A 19,496-nucleotide genomic window follows, 5' to 3' on the forward strand; every position below is an offset into this window, starting at 1 on the left:
ACCATGAAAAAAAATATTTTATCGATATTCTCGTTATGTGCATTGATGGGATTGTCCGGTTGTAATGCCTTCTTGGAACTTGAACCGCTGGATAAAGTGTCTCCCGATCAGTTATTGGAGACAGAAGGTGGTGTAAAGGCACTATTGGCAAACATATATACCATGATTCCTATGGAAGATTTTAATTATCGTCCGAATGCTGGTTTTAATCAACGCGGTTATGATGGTGTGAATGAAACTACTAATTTAGCATTTCTTACCGACGAAGCTACCCGTAGTGACGGAGGAGTGGATATAGGTTATGAAGGATTCAATTATTGGCCCTATGGAGATATTCGTCAAGTGAATATTTTTATGCAAAATGTAGAAAAAGCCAAAGAAGCAGGAACAATTTCTGTTGCAGATGCGGATCGTATGACTGGTGAAGCCCATTTTGCACGTGCTTATATGTATTATGGGCTTGTAAAAAGATATGGCGGCGTTCCTCTGATTGACAAAGTGCAGGACGATGATTATGCCGATGGTGGACCGGGTGCTGTGGCAGTTCCCCGCAGTACAGAGTTGGATACTTGGAAATTTGTATTGAATGAGTGTACCCTTGCTGCTGCTACCTTGCCCGATGCGACTTCTGGTTCGGATTTGTATCGCGTAACCAAGTGGGCAGCTTATGCGTTGAAGTCAAGAGTTGCACTTCATGCAGCTTCTGTAGCCAAGTATTGGAATCTGGCACCTTTGGCTGGTGAAGCTGTCACTCAGAAACTGGTGGGTGGAATGACTTCTGCCGATGCCGATGCATTCTATAAAGAATGTATTGAAGCATCTAAGTCCCTTATAGAGAATTCCGGTAAATCTCTTTATAAACCTGCTCCGGCTACTGTTAAGGAGGCTGCATCAAACTTCCAGGCCTTGTTCCTGAATGACCAGAATGAAGAGGTCATTTTCAGTAAAGCGTATCTTAATGGAACAACCAATACTAATCAGGGACATAGCTATGCTCAGTTTAATATCCTTCCTCAAGTCAATCCGGGCGCTCTGAAATATGGACGTTTCAATCCGATGTTGGAAATCGTTGATTTGTTTGAAGATTATACGGATGACGGCACGGGAAAAAGTGCAAAGATTGTAACTCGTACGGATGGGAATGAAGATGCTTATATCCCTAATTTCCATAATATGAATAATGCTTCTGTAGTGAACACCTTGATGTCAGTACCTTTTGTTAAATATAACGATTTGTATGAACCGTTTGCCAACAAGGATGCACGTCTGTTGGCAAGTGTGGTTGTGCCGGGTTCATCTTATGCCGGCACTGAGATTATTATCCAGGGCGGATTTATTAAGGACAATAATAGCTATGTGGCTTATTCAAACGAGTCTACTCAGAAAAATGGAACAACATATTATGCTTTAGGAGCCGAAGGTGAAACCATGTTCTCTGGATTTAATAATGTGAACAGTGGTGAGGATGCTAATTGGACTGCTACAGGTTTTGGAGTTCGTAAGTATATGCCCGAGGGCGAGAGCATGTCTCCCGACCGTCTTTCGTCCACTACCTCTTATATTGATATGCGTTTGGCAGAAGTCTACCTGAATTATGCTGAGGCTGTTGTGGAAAATGGTAGTGGATTTGGCGATAAGGAATTGGCTGAGAACTATTTGAATGCTTTGCGACGTAGAGCCGGACATACCGACCGGATATCTTTGACATTAGAGAGTGTTTTGAAGGAACGTCGTGTGGAGATGGCGTTTGAAGGAAAGCGTTTTTGGGATATGAATCGTCGTAGGGAATTCCATACTGAGTTCAGCAATAATAGAATTCGTAAAGCTTTGGTGCCGATGCTTGACTTGCGTGGTGCAGAGCCTAAATATGTCTTTGCAAGGGTGAACTACTTTGGTGACGAAACAAGAGGAGGGCGTACTTTCCAGAACATCAACTACTATAGGGGCATACCTAATATTGCCACGAATGGTTTAGTTCAGAATCCAGGTCATTAATTTGAATAATATTAAGTAGAAAGTTATGAAAAAGATATTGTTATTTGTGTCATGCTTCTTATTTGCATTGACATCTTGTGAAATTGATAATTATGAGGGACCGGATGCTTCCATACATGGTTCTATCCTTGACGAACAGACAGGTGAACTTGTAGGTTCTGATATGGAAAACGGTAATGCAATTAAAGTGAGGGAGCATGGATTTACTAATGCTACGGATCAAACCTGGTATATCACAAATACCGGAGAATATCGTAACAATATGGTTTTTGCTGCCACTTATGATGTTCGTTTTGAAAATGGGAATTTTTATCCATTTGAAGTGAAGGATTTTGTTGTTAAGTCAGGGGATAATGTGTATGATTTCAAGGTTATTCCTTATATTCGCGTCAAAAGTCCAAAAGTAGAAAAGAATGGCAATGTAATTACTGCTACATTCTCGTTGGAAGCTGGTAAACAAGAAGTGAAATTGAAAGAGATTCAGTTGTTTGCTTTTTCAGATATGTGGGTAGGTAACAATGTGAAATTGACGTTGAATGGAGGGACTGATAAGCAAGTGTTTAGTCCGAGTACTGCTATAAATAGCGCTGATATTTATACATTGTCCATCGATCTGGGACAAAATGCTGATGTCTTGAAATACAGCAAGAATTATTATTTCCGTATTGGCGCTCTGGCTGATGTTTCGGGTGTGGGCACTGTACGGCATAATTATGCGCCGGTAGTAGTTATAAAATTGTAATTTATAGCAGAGGGAGACGTTCTGCTTGACGGCAGAACGTCTTTTTTTATCCATACATTAAAAATAAGACCATGAAGAAATTGAACACGATTATTTTAATTTTGCTGGGGATGATATGTACTCAGTTGTATGCTGTACAATTGAATTCGATTTATCCTCTAAAACCCAATGACTCCGAAGCTTTTTATTTCACTCCCGAGAACTATCCTATAAAGGCGGATGGAAAGATGGATGTATCGGATGCTTTGCAGGCAGCGATTAATCAAGTGAAGAAAGAAAAGAATTTCGGAATCCTTTTTATCCCTGAAGGTAAATATAAAATCAGCAAGACCATTTATATTCCTACGGCTATTCGTTTGATTGGCTATGGAAAGAATCGCCCGGAATTTATTCTGGCTAAGAATTCTCCGGGTTTTCAAGAGGAAGTAGCTGATGATAAAGGAAAAGCTAAATACATGTTCTGGTTTACGGGAGCCGTTGTCAAGGAAGGTGAGAAACCCCGTGATGCCGGTGCCAGTACGTTCTACAGTGCCATGTCGAATATCAACTTGCGCATAGAAGATGGTAATCCGCATGCAGTGGCGCTACGCACACACTTTGCCCAACACAGTTTTATCAGTTATGTGGCCGTATACATAGGTAAAGGCAAGGCTGGTCTGTTCGATGTGGGCAATGAGTTGGAAAACGTTGCTTTTTACGGGGGAGATTATGGCATTTATACGACAAAAGCCTCTCCCGGATGGCCGGTAATGATGGTCGACTCTTATTTTGAGGGACAACGTGTAGCTGCTCTTCGTTGTCAGGAGTCCGGTTTGGCAATGGTGAATCTGTATGCCAAGAATGTTCCGGCTGTATTTGATATTGACCCTAATTATTGCGACAAGTTATTTTTGGAAAACAGCTATTTTGAAAATGTAAGTGGTCCGGCAGTGGTGATTACCAACGAGAACAACAGCAACAATCAGATAACCTTTCGCAATGTATATTGTAAGAATGTACCGACCTTGGCGAAATATACCCGTAGCAATACGGCCACCCATGTTGCTCATAAAATCTATAAGGTAAAGTCATACGACCACGGCTTGCAGATGGATAACATGGTGGATATGCCGGAATATGAAACGTTGGTTGATATTGAACCGATACAGAAGATGCCGGTTGCCCAACTGATGGACATCCCTGCACTGCCTGCAATGGCAACATGGGTAAATCTGCGCGAATTCGGTGCAAAGGGAGATGGGGAAACGGATGATACGAAGGCCATCCAGGAGGCTATTGACAAGTACGATAATATCTATGTGCCCCAGGGCTGGTATCGCATTACCGAAACTTTGAAGATGAAGCCCGATACCAAGTTGATAGGCCTGCATCCTTTTGGCACTCAGTTCCGGCTAGACGAAAGTACTGCTGCATTCAGTGGTTTTGGCGGTCCGAAAGCGATGGTGGAATCTTCGGAAGGCGGTGCAAATATGCTGATGGGCATTGGTATCAATACCGGCGGTTATAACTATCGTGCTGTAGGTGTGAAGTGGATGGCAAATGCAGATTCTTATATGAATGACGTGAAGTTTGTAGGCGGGCATGGCGGTTTATGGAAACCTAAACCGGGTGTTGAGGAACCACGTGGCCGGTGGAACAGACCGGCTCGTATCAGTTCTCCCGATAATCCGGTAGCGGCTTCGGGCATGGATCTTGCTTGGGACAACCAGTATTGGAGTCTGTGGGTGACCAACAACGGTGGTGGCACCTTTAAAGATATCTGGACAGCAAGCACATATGCCACCAATGGTTTCTATGCCAACAATACTTCTACTCCGGGGCGTATCTATGCCATGTCCATCGAGCATCATGTAAGAAATGAAGTACGTTTCAGCAAGGTGTCCAACTGGAAGGTGTATTGCATGCAAACCGAGGAAGAGAGCCGCGAAAGTACCGATTGCCAACCGATAGAGATGGACGACTGCAAAGATGTGACCTTTGCAAACTTGTATATGTTCCGCGTTATCCGTGTCAATGAACCGTATCACAGTTCTGTACGTATCCGCAATTGCGAGAACATCGCATTTCTGAACCTGCATAACTATTCTCAGATTAAATATACGAATAACATTGCAGTGTTCGATGTCAACAAAGACATTGACATCCGCCCGTGGGAACTTTCTCGCTTGATTGTAACCGGAAAAGAACCTCATCAGCAATCGTTAGGCAATGAAATAGGTAAGGTGAACCAATTGGCTTCCGATTTGGAATTTGCCGAAGGCATTGCGCGCGACAGTAAAGGTAACATTTACTTCTGCGACCATCGGATGCGTCGTATCTTTAAGTGGTCGGTAGAGACAAATAGCTTGTCGCTGCTGGCAGATTTCCCGTGGAAACCCTCCAACCTGGCTTTTGATTCAGAAGATAATCTATTGGTATTGTTCAGATATGATGCGCAGCCGGGATATCTGATTAATGGTAAGCCGGAGGAAATGCCGGTAATGCCTGATACAAAAGGTACTTCTTTCAGCGGATATGGTAATTCCGCATATACAATGAGAGTCTACTCCATTGACCCGGAAAATCCGGAAGAGACCATCAAACTGTTGCCGCGTGTTCCGATGGGTCAAGTGAAGAACGTGTATAAGGCTCTTTATCCTTCTAACCGTTGGAGAGACTTCCACGATTTCAATGCGGTGTCGGTCTATGTTCCTGAAATGTGCTTCCTGGCACCGGATGGAAAAACTATCATTCCTCATTATTTCGACTTGTCACGTAGTTCTTCCCTGCTGGAAGCCTATCCGGGAAAGCCTTTCTATACATCTGATGAATATGACCGCAGAATGGTGAAGATGGATGTGGCCAATGACGGCACGCTCTCCAACTTGAGCTATTTTGTGGAGCAGGGCGAATTTGGTTCTGCTGTAGATAAGGAAGGGAACTTGTATGTGGCTGACGGAGAAATATATGTATTTGATAAGGATGGCAAGAAGAAAGGGATGATTCGTGTTCCCGAACGTCCGTCCACATTACAGTTTGGCGGTAAGGATGGCAATACATTGTTTGTCACAGGCCGTTCCAAGTTCTTTGGTGTACGTATTAAATAAGGAAAATCCATATTAAAACAATCTGTGTAATGAGAAATTATCAAATAATGAGATACCTGCTGATAGTCTGTTGGATTATCGGTAATATGCCGTCCGGGTGGGCGGCAGAGGGTGGTTCCGCCTATACGCAAAGACCGGACGATCCGGAAGCATTCTACTTTACCCCGGAGAATTACGGCTTCAAGGCTGATGGAAAGTCCGACGTGACCGATGCACTTCAAGAGGCAATCAATCAGGTGAAGCGCGAAAAGAACTTTGGGATACTGTTTCTGCCGGAAGGAAATTATCGTATTAGCAAGACGATTCAAATTCCCTCATCCATTCGGCTGATTGGTTATGGGAAGAAACGGCCGGTGATTTATTTGGGAGCCGATACACCCGGTTTCCAGACTACTCAAAATTATATGATATGGTTTACGGGAGGGCTGGCACAAGAGGGCAGGAAGCCTTCGGATGCCGGTGCAGGTACTTTCTATAGTGCGGTGTCCAATGTAGATTTCCGTATAGACAAAGGTAATCCTCAAGCCGTCGCCATTCGTGCGCATTTTGCCCAGCATGGATTTATCAATCATTGCGACATTCGGATTGGTTCGGGGAAAGCCGGCATGTATGATGTTGGCAATGAACTGGAAGACGTCAGGTTCTATGGCGGTGAATATGGGATAATTTCCTCCAGGACTTCTCCGGGGTGGCCTATGATGATGGTCGATACTTACTTTGAGGGGCAGAGAAAGGCGGCTGTCTATTCAAAAGAGGTGGGATTTGCCATCGTCAATATGCATGTGAAGAATACGCCCGTTGCCTTTGAAATGGCAGAGAATCTGGCAGACCGTCTTCATGTGGAGAATTCGTTGTGGGAGAATATTTCGGAAGCCGGTGTCAGGGTAAGCGTAGAGGGAAATACTTTTTCGCAATTGAATCTGGTGAATGTGGATTGCAGGAATGTTCCCGTACTGGTGGGCTATGCTCAAAGTGGAAAGAAAGTTGCCGGAAAAGCAAAAATGTACAGAGTCAAGGAGTTTACTTACGGTCTGGTGTATCAGGATTTGAATGATGCTTCTTCTTTCAGGGAAATATGTGAAATAGAGCCGGTGGCAAAACTGCCGGTTACACTTGGCAAGGACCTTCCGGTTCTTCCGGCAATGGAGACATGGGTCAATATCCGAGACTTAGGGGCAAAAGGTGATGGCGAGACTGATGATACGGAAGTTTTTGAGAAAGCTGTCTCTTTGCATAAAAACATCTATGTGCCCCAGGGTTGGTATCGCCTGACGAGAACGTTGAAGCTGTCTCCCGGTACTAAGCTGATTGGGCTGCATCCTTTTGGGACTCAATTTCTGTTGAAGGAAAGCGAGCCTGCATTCAGTGGTTTCGGCGTGCCTGTGCCTTTGGTTGAATCTTCCGAAGGCGGCGACGACATGCTGAATGGTATAGGTATTAATACCGGTGCGTATAATTACCGTGCTGTCGGCTGTAAATGGATGGCGGGTGAGCGTTCGTACTTGAATGATGTGAAGTTTGTAGGCGGGCACGGCACCTTGCGCAAACCGGCTCCGAATGTTTCCGGACAGTCGTCTTACCGCAGGGGCGAGCGTCGAATTAGTTCCCCGTCTTCTCCGGTCATGGAGACCGGTAAGGATATGGCTTGGGACAACCAGTATTGGAGTTTGTGGATTACAAACAATGGCGGTGGGACAATTAAGGATGTTTGGACAGCCAGTACGTATGCTGCCAGTGGGCTTTATATTAGCGAAACGAAGACTCCGGGACGTATTTATGCCATGTCTTTGGAGCATCATGTCCGTACTGAAGCCCGTTTCCATAATGTGGCCAACTGGAAAATTTATGCTTTCCAGTTTGAGGAAGAAGGTCGTGAAGGGCCTGATTGTTATATGGCAGAAATGTCCAATTGTCAAAATATCGAAATGGTAAATGTGTGGATGTATCGCGTTATCCGTGCCTTTATGCCGAAGAGGATAGGTTTCCGCATATGGGATTGCAAGAATATCACTTTCCGTAATATGCACAATTATACGCAGATATTGCCAGTCATAGAGTTTCCTATATATGATATGAATAAGAAGTTGCCCGTTTATTCGTGGGACTTTGCCCGTCTCACTGTTTCGGGTAGCGAGAAGAGCCTTCGCCCTTCCTGCACGGTCATGGACAAGCCTGTGAAGCTGGCTACCGGTTTTGAACTGGCCTCCGGAGCTACTACCGACAGTAAAGGAAATATCTACTTCTGTGAAAACCGTCTGAAGAAAATCTATAGATGGTCGGCAGACACGGAGCAGATTACTTTGATAGCCGATTATCCCTGGAAGCCTTTTACATTGACTACTGATACGCAAGACAATCTGCTGGTTATTTTCCGCTATGACCCTCAGCCGGGTTATCTGGTGAACGGCAAGCAGGAAACGGTAGTGCGCTTGCCGGATGATAATCCGATGTACAGTGGTTGGGGTAACAGTGGCTGGAGTGCTTGGGGGTATTCTTTTAATCCGGATAACGTGGATGCTACGATGAAGCCTATGCCACGTGTCGTTACAGCCGGTATGAAGAATATACAGAAAGTCATTCACCCTTCCAGTCGTTGGAGAGGTGACTTTGACAAGGTGGTTGCCAGTATGCCTGAGTATAGTTTTGTCGCTCCGGATGGCGTGACAATTATTCCGGATACCTATGATTTGGGGCGTTCTTGTGCTTTGACTGTTACAGTTCCCGGTCAGTCAGAACCGGTTTATATTGTAAATGAGATGAATAAAACGACAGTACAACTTTCCGTTGGTGGGGATGGCCGTTTGACAGAACAAGGAATAATATGTCCTTATGGCCAATACAGTAATGTGACCGATGCTGACGGAAATGTCTATGTTGCTGATGGTGAAATATTTGTCTATGACAAATATGGTAAAGAGCAGAGACGTATTCAGATAGAAGAACGCCCGATTTCCTTGGCAATTGGTGGAAGGCAGAAGGATATGCTTTTTGTTACCACCTCAAGTTCTTTCTATGGAATTAAGATACGTTAGGTATTGTATAGGTAAAAAAGAATTAGCCCCTGCGGTCGTTTTATATCGCAGGGGCTAATTTATTATAAGAAGGTCTCTTTTCCTTATAGGCTGATTGTTTGGAATATTATTTTTCCAGCAGCTCTTTCAGAAAAGAATCCAGTTCCTCATCCAATCCTTTCAGTAGCTCTTCATTGACCAATAGAGTATCATCATCCATCAGCAACAGTTCTGCTATTGTTTCTCTATCATCATCCACCAGTACAAAAGAGAATGGTTTCAGAATAGTCAGCTTGTCGAACTTTCCTTCATTTTTCATGTTGCAGAGCAGTGAGGACAAGATACGCTCTACATTTTCGTAGAAATCATCCCCCTCGTATGTCATCCATTCTTCAATGGAAGTATTGGCAAGCTCTTCATCTTCATCATCAAAGATAGACAGTTCGCCCGAATTCTGATTCGGTTGCAGATGAATGTCTGTAACGATAGTCTGTTCGCAACCGCAGGTGTATTTGCCGATTGCTTTTTTAAGAGTGTCCTCCAAGAGTGCTAATGACGATTGACTGAGCTTCATAATAACTTTCTTTTCTTAATGGTTGTTCAAAGGTATAAAAAAAACGGTTATCTCTGCATCATTTGACTAAAAATCATCATCAAATCTGTTCATTTGCATGTTCAGGCGTGCCATTCCCTCTTTTCGTTTCTCCAATTCGTCTACATACATGCTGATAAAGATGTAATAGGAGATGGTTCCATCATGTATTTCGCCTGTCTCTTTTTTGTCTGTCTTGCTTTTCTCACGGGCAAGGGTTTGCGCTTTTAATGCCCATTCCAAGGCAGTATCTATGCTGTCTTGCATTTCGTAGCCCAAAGCGGTGTTATAGGCTGCATACATTTTCTGTTTTCCTTTTTTTGTTTCGTAGGTCTGCTTCCAGAGCTCTACTGCTTTACTCCAATTTTCTTCTTTGGCATATACGGCTGCGTCACGCATATTTACAGAACCACCACTGAAGAGATAGCGGTTACCAGTTTTCCAATAAGGGAGTAGATGTCTTACCGGAACCGTTCCTGCAAATTCAGATGCTTGCTTCACCATGTCTTCTTCGCTGATGAGGCGGGAACGTACTGACGCTTCACCATTTCCTGCCTCTTCCCAGAAAATACTGTCATTGCTGTTGACGGTCACCATAGGACCTTTGCGGTTAGGTAAATATATTCTGACGGTAGGATATACCTTTACATCCACTGTGCCGAGGAACACACCCCAGTCGGGCATATAACTTATCTTGCGATTGGAACGCATTTGTATGTTTTCCAGGGCTATCAGGAAATCTACGTCCAAATTCTGTGTAAGTTCCAGTACTTCATCTCTCGATAATGTGCTTTCGCGGGGATTGATGTCTTTACTCCGGAGGGCAGAGTCGCATATCACAACCTCTTCAAAGTAGTTTTCGTTGGCAAGGGCCTCTGCAAGGGATTCGGTTGTTATTGCGGCGTCTCCATTGTAGTAGTTGGTGAGGCGTGCCACCTCATTCTCGCTTTTTTTCTGTTCTTCCTCACTGATGATGAGTTTGTTGTCCGGTACGTTTGGCATGTTGTTGACAACAGCCACACGTTTCAGTGTTGCCGGGAAACTGACTTCTGCCGGAAGCATATAATCAATGGACAGTTGTTCTACACTCTGGCAGCTGCCTAACAGCAGAGACCCCATCAATAACAGACAATAGTGATATTTGGTCATAGTCTTTGGTTTTGTTCTTTGGAGCAAAAGTACTCTTTTAGCTGAATATTCAAAAGCTGGAACGAATAAAAAATGTGATAATGTGGTAGGAGAAAAAGTGATAGGGTGATAAAAGATACCTGACGGTATCATCTTATCACCCTATCGCCTTATCATTTTATAGCTTTACTTTATGCATTCCTTCCGTGGCAGTTTTTGTATTTCTTACCGCTTCCGCAAGGACAAGGATCATTGCGTCCTACGGTCTTCTCGGCACGGATAGGTTCGCGTCTTGGTTGTTCACGTGTATCTTGTGCCGCAGCGGCCTGCTGGTTCGGGTCATTCAAATCAACCTTCTGTTCGCGATACTTGCTCATATCCTGGCGTTGTTCCGGAGCAGCCTGGCGCACCTCTACTTGACGGGGAGCCTGGGGAGCCTCAGGGGCTTCAGCCGGAGCCTCTTGTACCGGGATTTGTCCACGCATCAAGATAGAGATAGTCTGATTATTAATCTTATTCACCATGGCATCAAACAAGTTCACAGATTCCAGCTTGTAAATCAGCAGCGGGTCTTTCTGCTCGTAACTTGCATTCTGCACGGAGTGTTTCAGCTCGTCCAGCTCGCGCAGGTTTTCTTTCCATGCTTCGTCGATGACGTGCAGCAAGATGGATTTCTCGAATGACTTCACCACCTCCTTACATTCTGTCTCATAAGCTCTCTTCAGGTTGCAGGAGATGTTGTACATACGTTTTCCGTCTGTGATGGGGATAAGTATGTTTTCGTACATGTGTCCCTGCGTTTCGTATACTTGTTTGATGACCGGATAGGCTATCTGTGCCATACGTTCTGTCTTGCGTTTGAAGAGTTCCATGGCAGCGTCAAAAGTTCTGTCTGCCAGTTTTTCTTTCTTCTCATTACGGAATTCCTCTTCGGTGAAAGGTACTTCCATGGCAAGTGTCTGGAGCACATCCATCTTGCAGTTTTCGTAGTCGGGCGCTTCAATGGCATTGGCACAACGGTCCCAAATCATGTTCACGATATCCATGCCGATACGTTCGCCCATCAAAGCGTGGCGGCGTTTGGTGTAGACTACTGTACGTTGCTTGTTCATCACGTCGTCATATTCCAACAGACGCTTACGGATGCCGAAGTTGTTTTCCTCAACTTTCTTTTGCGCACGTTCAATGGATTTGGAAATCATGCCGTGTTCAATCATTTCACCTTCTTTGAAACCCAGTTTGTCCATTACACTGGCAATGCGGTCACTGGAGAACAAACGCATCAGGTCATCTTCCAAAGATACGAAGAATACAGAAGAACCCGGGTCGCCTTGACGTCCTGCACGACCACGTAACTGACGGTCCACACGGCGTGATTCGTGGCGTTCTGTACCGATGATGGCAAGACCGCCTGCAGCTTTCACTTCCGGACTCAGCTTGATGTCGGTACCACGGCCGGCCATATTGGTAGCGATGGTTACAGCACATTTCAAACCGGCAGTAGCCACAATATCCGCTTCCTTCTGATGCAGTTTGGCATTCAATACACTATGTTCAATCTTACGCATGGTAAGCATTTTGCTCAACATTTCAGAGATTTCAACAGAAGTGGTACCCACCAGTACGGGGCGTCCTGCTGCCACCATTTTTTCTATCTCTTCGATGACTGCTTTATATTTTTCACGTTTTGTCTTGTAAACGCGGTCATTCATGTCATTACGGGCAATGGGGCGGTTAGTCGGAATAACCACTACATCCAGTTTGTAGATGTCCCACAACTCGCCGGCTTCTGTTTCTGCCGTACCGGTCATACCGGATAGTTTGTGGTACATACGGAAATAGTTCTGTAATGTAATGGTGGCAAAAGTCTGGGTGGCAGCTTCTACTTTCACGCCTTCTTTGGCTTCGATGGCTTGGTGCAAACCGTCAGAATAACGACGTCCTTCCATGATACGTCCCGTCTGCTCATCCACAATTTTCACTTGGCCGTCAATTACCACATATTCGTCATCTTTCTCGAACATGGTGTATGCCTTCAACAGTTGGTTGATGGTATGCACACGTTCGCTTTTGATGGCATAGTTGGTCATCAGGGCATCCTTCTTTTCAAGGCGCTGTTCGTCTGTCAGCTCTGTTTCGTTTTCCAAGGCAGAGAGTTGCGCTGTGATATCGGGGAGTACGAAGAAAGTGGGGTCCTCTACATTGCTACTAATCAAGTCTACGCCCTTGTCAGTCAAATCCACGCTGTTCATTTTCTCTTCGATAACGAAGTACAGCGGGTCAGTCACCTCGTGCATGCGCTTGTTGTTCTGCTCCATGTAGATTTCTTCGGTCTTCAGCATACCGGCCTTGATGCCTTGTTCGCTGAGGAACTTGATGAGTGCCTTGTTCTTGGGCAGGCACTTGTGACTGCGGTACAAAGCGAGGAAGCCTTCTTCCTGGTCTTTCTTATCGTTCGATGCAATCAGGCGCTTGGCATCGGCCAGGTATTGGGTAGCCAGTTTTTTCTGAGCTTCTACCAGACGTTCCACTTGCGGGCGGAGCTGTTCGAAGAGTTGGTCATCGCCTTTGGGAACCGGTCCGGAGATAATCAGCGGAGTACGGGCATCATCAATCAATACTGAGTCCACCTCATCGACAATGGCATAATTATGTTGGCGTTGTACCAGGTCTTTGGGGCTGATAGCCATGTTGTCACGCAGGTAGTCGAAACCGAATTCATTGTTTGTACCGAACGTGATATCTGCCAGATAAGCTTTGCGACGGGCATCAGAGTTGGGCTGGTGCTTGTCGATGCAATCTACACTCAAACCGTGGAACATGTAAAGAGGACCCATCCATTCGGAGTCACGTTTTGCCAGATAGTCGTTCACTGTTACCACGTGCACGCCGTTACCAGTCAGGGCATTGAGGAATACCGGTAGGGTAGCTACCAATGTCTTACCTTCACCGGTTGCCATTTCGGCAATCTTACCTTTATGTAGAACCACACCACCGAATAGCTGTACATCATAATGTACCATGTTCCATACAGTATCGTTACCACCTGCTATCCAATGGTTCTGGTAGATGGCTTTATCGCCTTCGATGCGTACAAAGTCTTTAGTGGCAGCCAGTTGGCGGTCAAAATCGGTAGCTGTAACCACTATTTCTTCATTTTCAGAGAATCGTTTGGCTGTTTCCTTTACAATAGAGAAAGCGGTGGGTAATACTTCGTCCAGCGCTTTTTCATAAATCTCCAATATCTCTTTCTCGATTTTGTCGATTTGGTTGAAGAGGTCTTCGCGTTTTTCCAGTTCGGTATCTTCAACGCTGGCTTTCAGTTCTTCCACTTTGGCGCGTTGTTCGGCTGCCGAATCGTGGATGTAGGCTTTCAGTTCTTCTGTCTTGGCGCGTAGGGCGTCGTTGTCGAGTTTGGCTACTTCCGGGTAAGCGGCTTTGATTTTCTCCACCCACGGTTGTATTTCTTTCATGTCGCGTGTGGATTTGTTGCCGAAAATCGAGCTTAAAAATTCATTAAATCCCATTATATATTTGTTTTTATTATTATTGCTGAGTTAGTTGAGCGTGCAAAGTTACTGATTTCTATACAGATTATCCAGATTTGCACAGATTATTTTAGAATCAAAAGTCAAGGGGAGATGCTGTACTTGCATTAGGGGCGCGGATGCGCATTACACTTGCCAAGGTAGGGGCAATGCGGTCAATACTGATGGGGGTACGGATGGTTTCAGCCTTCATTCCTCCTCCCAATAAAATGAGGGGAGCAGGAATATCGGCCGTACGTACTACACGGTTATCAGTACTATTTTCCTGCATGATAGTCCAGCCCGGGAGTATTTCAATGAGCAAATCGCCAGAGCGCTTGCGATGAAAACTATTGCGTATACGTTCTATTTGCGGTGACCAGGGGCCCAAAAGCAGGCGATGAGCTGAATATACTTCGCTCACGCCACTAAACTGAACCAGAAATTCGGTAGATTTTTCTTGAATTTCAGTCAGGCTCAACTGCTTGTTCTCAATAAGTTTATGGTTGAGATAGATTTGTTGGTCATAATAAGCTTCCACATATTGTCCCTCGCCATAGGATGCCATGAGGTACATGTTTAGCAGGGCGGCACAGCGGTTCAGGTAGAATTCACCACCCGGTATCCGGTATACGCCCGGGTCGGCTGCTTCCGGGTCGGCATAGCCGGTGGAGGTGATGCAGAAAAGTACGTTGTGGAGCCCAACTTTACGTTCTATGAGCTCTAATAAGGAAGCTATACTACGGTCCAGTCGCACGTAGGTGTCTTGCATTTCCATGGCACATTCCTGCGTACTTCGGTGGTTATAATTTCCTGCGTAGTAAGTCAGCGATAATAGGTCGGGCACGTCATCTTGTCCGATAGTGCTCTTATTCAGCAGCTCTTCGGTCAGCAGGTTGACTTCCTCATTGATGAAAGGGCTGGTTATCAAGCGGCGGAACTTGTTTGTCCGTTCACCATCCAGCTTGTATTTGAATGGCTCGTTGCGCCATTCGGGCAGAAATGTATAGTTGGTAAAAGGAAGTGCAGGTGTCCATACCATATCCTTGATACGGTAGTCAGGAGATTTCCGGTCGTTGTATTGGCTCAGCCACCACGGAAATTCATTATAATAAGTCGTACTGCACCATTTTCCGGTATTGTTATTAAGCCAGAAAGCACCGTTCCCCGCGTGCCCGGCACCCAATATGGCGGCATCGCGGAAAGGCGCGATGGCATAGACCAGACCTTTGTTGCGGGTAGCTATTTTCAGCTCGTCGGCAATAGTAGAGGTCAGTAATTGGGAGGGGGAAGTGCTTTCGTCGGTATAGTTGCCCATGAAGTTGGGGTCTTCTACACAGTTTATGGGGCGTAGTGTACCTGCATCCAGCCACTGCTCTGCAATGATGCCGTTCATGGACGGTGTTGTCCCGGTATAGATGGCGGCAATGGCCGAGGCTCGGTCCGTTCCGCAAAAAGGAAATTCTGCTTGACGGAATACTTTACCTTCACGCAGTAAGCGCTTAAACCCCTTTTCTCCGTATAAGGACGAAAATGCTTCCATATAGTCTGTACGCAACTGGTCAATGGTCAATGTTACCACCAGCTTTGGGGAGGCAGGCAGCGGTTGGGCTTGCAGACCACTGAATGTAAGTGCGAGTATGGAAGTTATCAGTCCTTTTTTCATTACTTTCGTTTGTATGTTAGAATGAGGTTGCTTGCAGAACGTATCAGCAAACACAGTGCCAAAGGTAATACTGCTGGCGGAATTCTCTGCGGAATTATTGTCCAAAGCCCTATAAAAAGTGTTAAAACTACAAAATCAACCAGCATATAGCGGCTTATTCCCCTTTTTCGTACCCTGGATAGCATGAATGGAAGGCAGAAAAGGTGAAATGGATGGAATACAAATAATATATAATTGGGACTTACTGCCGGATGCTGTGAGAATAGTGCTAAAAATGCCAGTATACATCCAGCCATTCCGGCAACCAAGAAGAGTATGAGGTCTATGCCCCAAAGAGTTTTCCCTCTTCGTATGCCGTAAATGCTGATGCCTGCTACAAGTATCAGTAATAGCGAAGCCGACTGCATCGGTGTGATGCCTCTGCTGACGAAGTCGGCTGGTGTTTTACCCGTTACTACGATTTTTTCTTCTTTGGCAACCAGTGGCCGTGCTTGTCCTTCTTTGTCCACAATCTGCGCTTTATTGAAATACTCCTGCATGTAGAAGGGGACGAACATTGCCAGCCGCCGGTTGATGGGTTCGTCTGCTTTGCTGCCCATGCATAGGTCCATGCCGAAACGTGACCACAAATGGCCTTCACTGTATTTATGCAGCAAATCCCTGAAAGAGATTCCCGTACTGTTAGCAGTCATATTGTCAGCGTATTGCAGAGTGCCGTTGATGGCACGCTCTATCTGGTCCCGCGGGCGGGTGGCACAATTGTCGTAGAAAAAATTGTAGCGGTATACTCGGTTTTCAGGGCGGTAGTTCTCTGTCAATAGTGCTATCAGGCGTTCTTTTTCCTCTTCTGTTAGGTTTAACGTTTGTTGCCAGACATCGCGTCCCAGATAGTTGTATTCGGCGGCGAAATGCTCATAATCGGTTACTCCAAGTTGATAATCCGTTTCTCCCAAGGCAAAACGGAAGATGAAGTTAGGGGCGTTGAAGTTGAACATGCCGTAATTGAAGACGGCGTCAATGCCACGTGTATAGTTCTCGTACCGTATGGCAGTGTGTCCGAATAGGGAATAAATCTCTCCTCCTGCAGCGCAAGTCAGTAGGCTGACGCGTACGGAGTCTGTTGCAGCAGTCTTTTGCTGTTGTGTCACCTGGGCATTTGCTGAAGGCAAACAGAAGAAAAAGATTGCTATATATATATGTATAAGTAGGCTTCGTTTCATGCTGCAAACTTACGGAAAAAACTAATATTATCCCAATTTGTGATTAGGAACTAAAGCGGTTATTCGCGTTATCCCGGTCATCTGTGTCCGAAGAATCTTTTTTAATTATGAACTTGATACAATTCTTAATTCGCATTATTGGTTGTTTTGAATCAACTGTCGAGTACGAGTGGTAGGTATTTTCTATTTACAAACGATACGGGTGCAAGAAATAGTGGTATATTGAACCTGATTCAGTCGTATACTGAATGCCATTCAATCGTATACTGAATAGGGCTCAGTCGTATACTGAATGTAGCGCATTTAGCTGTATTGATAATCAGGTGGTTGTGGTATGATGTTGCGGCTTTAATAAATCTCAACAGAATGTAGAAGTGGCATTGTGGTTGTTTGGTGTGGATGTGAATAAGAATTCTTGTGCAGTTGTTCTTCTAATAAAGAGATGGTTTCTGCTGAATTTCAATATTAATGTTATATCTTTGCGCCGCTAAATTTATGCAATACGGTGAATCTCATTATTGATATAGGAAATACAATCGCCAAGATGGCGGTGTTTGATGGTGGACGTATCGTGGAGGTGGTGTATGACTCCAATCTGACGTTGGAACGGTTGCCTGAAGTATGCCGTACATATACGATTGAAAAAGCGATAGTGGCTACTGTCATTGATTTGAGTAGAGAGGTGTTGTCGCAACTGGAAGATATGGCTGTCCCCATTCTGTGGCTCAATGAAAAGACTTCTCTTCCGGTAGAAAACCTCTATGAAACTCCCCGGACGCTGGGGTATGATCGTATGGCGGCGGTGGTAGGAGCCAATGAGCAATTTCCTGGCAGGGATATACTGGTGATTGATGCCGGTACCTGTATCACTTATGAGTTTGTCGATGCTGCTGCCCGCTATCATGGCGGGAATATCTCTCCCGGCCTGCAGATGCGTTTCAAGGCGCTTCATCAGTTTACCGGACGGCTTCCAATGGTGGCTCTTGAGGGGCGGATGGTGCCCATGGGGAAGGATACCGATACGGCTATCCGTGCCGGAGTACTGAAGGGTATTGAATATGAAATTTCAGGTTACATTACGGTTATGAAGCATAAATATCCTGAACTTTTGGTTTTTTTAACGGGCGGGGATGATTTTTCTTTTGATACAAACTTAAAAAGTATCATCTTTGCAGACAGATTTTTAGTGTTGAAAGGATTAAATAGAATTTTAAACTATAATAATGACAGGCTATAGACAAACACTGTTAGTGCTCTTGCTCACGATATTATCAGGAGCGGCAGTCGCTCAAAATAATACAAATTCTCCCTATACACGATATGGATATGGACAGTTATCTGAACAAGGCTCGAGCAACAGTAGGGCGATGGGTGGTATTGCCTATGGTTTACGGGACAAGTATCAGACTAACTTTGCTAATCCTGCATCCTATACGGCGGTAGATTCGCTGACTTTTATCTTCGATGGAGCAGTCTCTCTACAGAATACAAATCTCAGTAACGGTACTCTGAAACGAAATGCCAAGAATTCCAGTTTTGACTATATCACGATGCAGTTTCGTGCAAGTAAATGGGCTGCCATAAGCTTGGGGTTGCTGCCTTATTCAAACGTTGGATACAGTATGGGAGAATATCGGGAAGATACGGAATTTCCAGACAAATCTACTACGGTAAGCTATTCGGGAGAAGGAGGCTTGCACCAGCTTTATTTAGGTGCCGGTTTTAAAATAATTAAAAATCTTTCTGTCGGTGCGAATTTTTCGTATCTTTGGGGAGATATAACAAGAACCGCTGCGGAGACCTTTCCGTCCAGTTCAAGTGTATTTCCTATTACAATACAGTCTAATGTGGCTGTAAAGAGTTATAAGTTGGATTTTGGAGCGCAGTACACTCACCAGTTTGGGAAAAAACATGTTGCAACGTTGGGAGTTGTCTTTTCTCCGGGGCATGATCTGAGTAACGATGCGTACGAAGTTACGCAGACTGGTAATAGCAATACGGGAGCTACTTCGGTAACAAGGGATACTGTCGTTACTTGTGGCATTCCGACAACATTTGGCGCAGGTGTGACCTACGTGTACGACAACCGACTGACTGTAGGCGCGGATGTAATGTTCCAGAATTGGAGTAAAGTGAGTTATATGAACAATGACGAGGCGTTTTGCGACCGTGGAAGAATATCCGTTGGTGCAGAGTATCTGCCGAATCCTATGGGACGAAGTTATTTGTCTCATGTGAAGTATCGTTTGGGAGCTTATTATTCCAAACCTTATTATAAGATAGACGGTGTACGTGCCGCTGATGAATATGGCGTTACTGCCGGTTTTGGATTGCCCATACCGAGAACCCGTTCCGTATTGAGTCTTTCTGCACAATACGTGCGAACCAAAGGAACCCAAGCAGCGTTCTTGAACGAAAATACATTGCGCATTTGTATCGGAGTAACCTTTAACGAACGTTGGTTCTTCAAGCGTAAAGTGGATTAATGGAAATTGAATAGACAAAAATATAACAACTAAAATTTAAATA

General features: G+C 44.9%; 11 protein-coding genes. 6 read left to right on the plus strand and 5 right to left on the minus strand.

Going from position 1 to position 19,496, the window contains the following annotated elements; translation table 11 throughout:
• Window positions 1–3: 3 nt before the first annotated feature.
• The 4 genes from DW896_RS03240 to DW896_RS03255 all read left to right on the plus strand — a co-directional run bounded on the left by DW896_RS03240 (window position 4) and on the right by DW896_RS03255 (window position 8,855).
• On the plus strand, window positions 4–1,995 hold the full coding sequence (locus DW896_RS03240) for a RagB/SusD family nutrient uptake outer membrane protein (protein WP_005831973.1): 1,992 nt from the start codon (window positions 4–6) through the stop codon (window positions 1,993–1,995).
• A gap of 25 nt (window positions 1,996–2,020) precedes the next feature.
• On the plus strand, window positions 2,021–2,737 hold the full coding sequence (locus DW896_RS03245) for a DUF3823 domain-containing protein (protein WP_005831972.1): 717 nt from the start codon (window positions 2,021–2,023) through the stop codon (window positions 2,735–2,737).
• 71 nt (window positions 2,738–2,808) lie between these two features.
• On the plus strand, window positions 2,809–5,823 hold the full coding sequence (locus tag DW896_RS03250) for a glycosyl hydrolase family 28-related protein (RefSeq protein ID WP_034529551.1): 3,015 nt from the start codon (window positions 2,809–2,811) through the stop codon (window positions 5,821–5,823).
• A gap of 29 nt (window positions 5,824–5,852) precedes the next feature.
• Window positions 5,853–8,855 (plus strand): glycoside hydrolase family 55 protein, encoded by a 3,003-nt coding sequence (locus DW896_RS03255; RefSeq protein ID WP_034529554.1) that lies wholly within the window; start codon window positions 5,853–5,855, stop codon window positions 8,853–8,855.
• A gap of 106 nt (window positions 8,856–8,961) precedes the next feature.
• Here the strand turns inward: DW896_RS03255 and DW896_RS03260 are convergent, their stop codons facing one another.
• From DW896_RS03260 to DW896_RS03280, 5 genes are all read right to left on the minus strand, one after another.
• Window positions 8,962–9,408 carry a hypothetical protein gene (locus tag DW896_RS03260; RefSeq protein WP_005831967.1) on the minus strand — a complete coding sequence of 149 codons (447 nt, stop codon included), beginning with the start codon at window positions 9,406–9,408 and terminating at the stop codon, window positions 8,962–8,964.
• Between the two features lie 66 nt (window positions 9,409–9,474).
• Window positions 9,475–10,575 (minus strand): DUF6340 family protein, encoded by a 1,101-nt coding sequence (locus DW896_RS03265; RefSeq protein WP_009038084.1) that lies wholly within the window; start codon window positions 10,573–10,575, stop codon window positions 9,475–9,477.
• A gap of 170 nt (window positions 10,576–10,745) precedes the next feature.
• Window positions 10,746–14,081 carry a preprotein translocase subunit SecA gene (secA, locus tag DW896_RS03270; protein ID WP_005831963.1) on the minus strand — a complete coding sequence of 1,112 codons (3,336 nt, stop codon included), beginning with the start codon at window positions 14,079–14,081 and terminating at the stop codon, window positions 10,746–10,748.
• A 97-nt stretch (window positions 14,082–14,178) separates the two neighbouring features.
• Window positions 14,179–15,747, minus strand: a complete 1,569-nt coding sequence (locus DW896_RS03275) for an alkaline phosphatase family protein (RefSeq protein WP_009038086.1) — start codon at window positions 15,745–15,747, stop codon at window positions 14,179–14,181.
• Window positions 15,747–16,967, minus strand: coding sequence for a DUF4105 domain-containing protein (locus tag DW896_RS03280; RefSeq protein WP_009038087.1), 1,221 nt, complete (start codon window positions 16,965–16,967; stop codon window positions 15,747–15,749). Before DW896_RS03280 ends, DW896_RS03275 begins: the two co-directional genes overlap by 1 nt.
• A 505-nt stretch (window positions 16,968–17,472) precedes the next feature.
• Here DW896_RS03280 and DW896_RS03285 point away from each other — a divergent pair.
• Window positions 17,473–18,204 carry a type III pantothenate kinase gene (locus tag DW896_RS03285; protein WP_005831955.1) on the plus strand — a complete coding sequence of 244 codons (732 nt, stop codon included), beginning with the start codon at window positions 17,473–17,475 and terminating at the stop codon, window positions 18,202–18,204.
• Complete coding sequence (locus DW896_RS03290; RefSeq protein WP_005831954.1) at window positions 18,191–19,453, plus strand: hypothetical protein; 1,263 nt, start codon at window positions 18,191–18,193, stop codon at window positions 19,451–19,453. Before DW896_RS03285 ends, DW896_RS03290 begins: the two co-directional genes overlap by 14 nt.
• Window positions 19,454–19,496 lie beyond the last annotated feature (43 nt).

This window comes from Bacteroides sp. AM41-16 (assembly GCF_003603495.1).
GTDB classification, from domain to species: Bacteria; Bacteroidota; Bacteroidia; order Bacteroidales; family Bacteroidaceae; genus Bacteroides; species Bacteroides uniformis.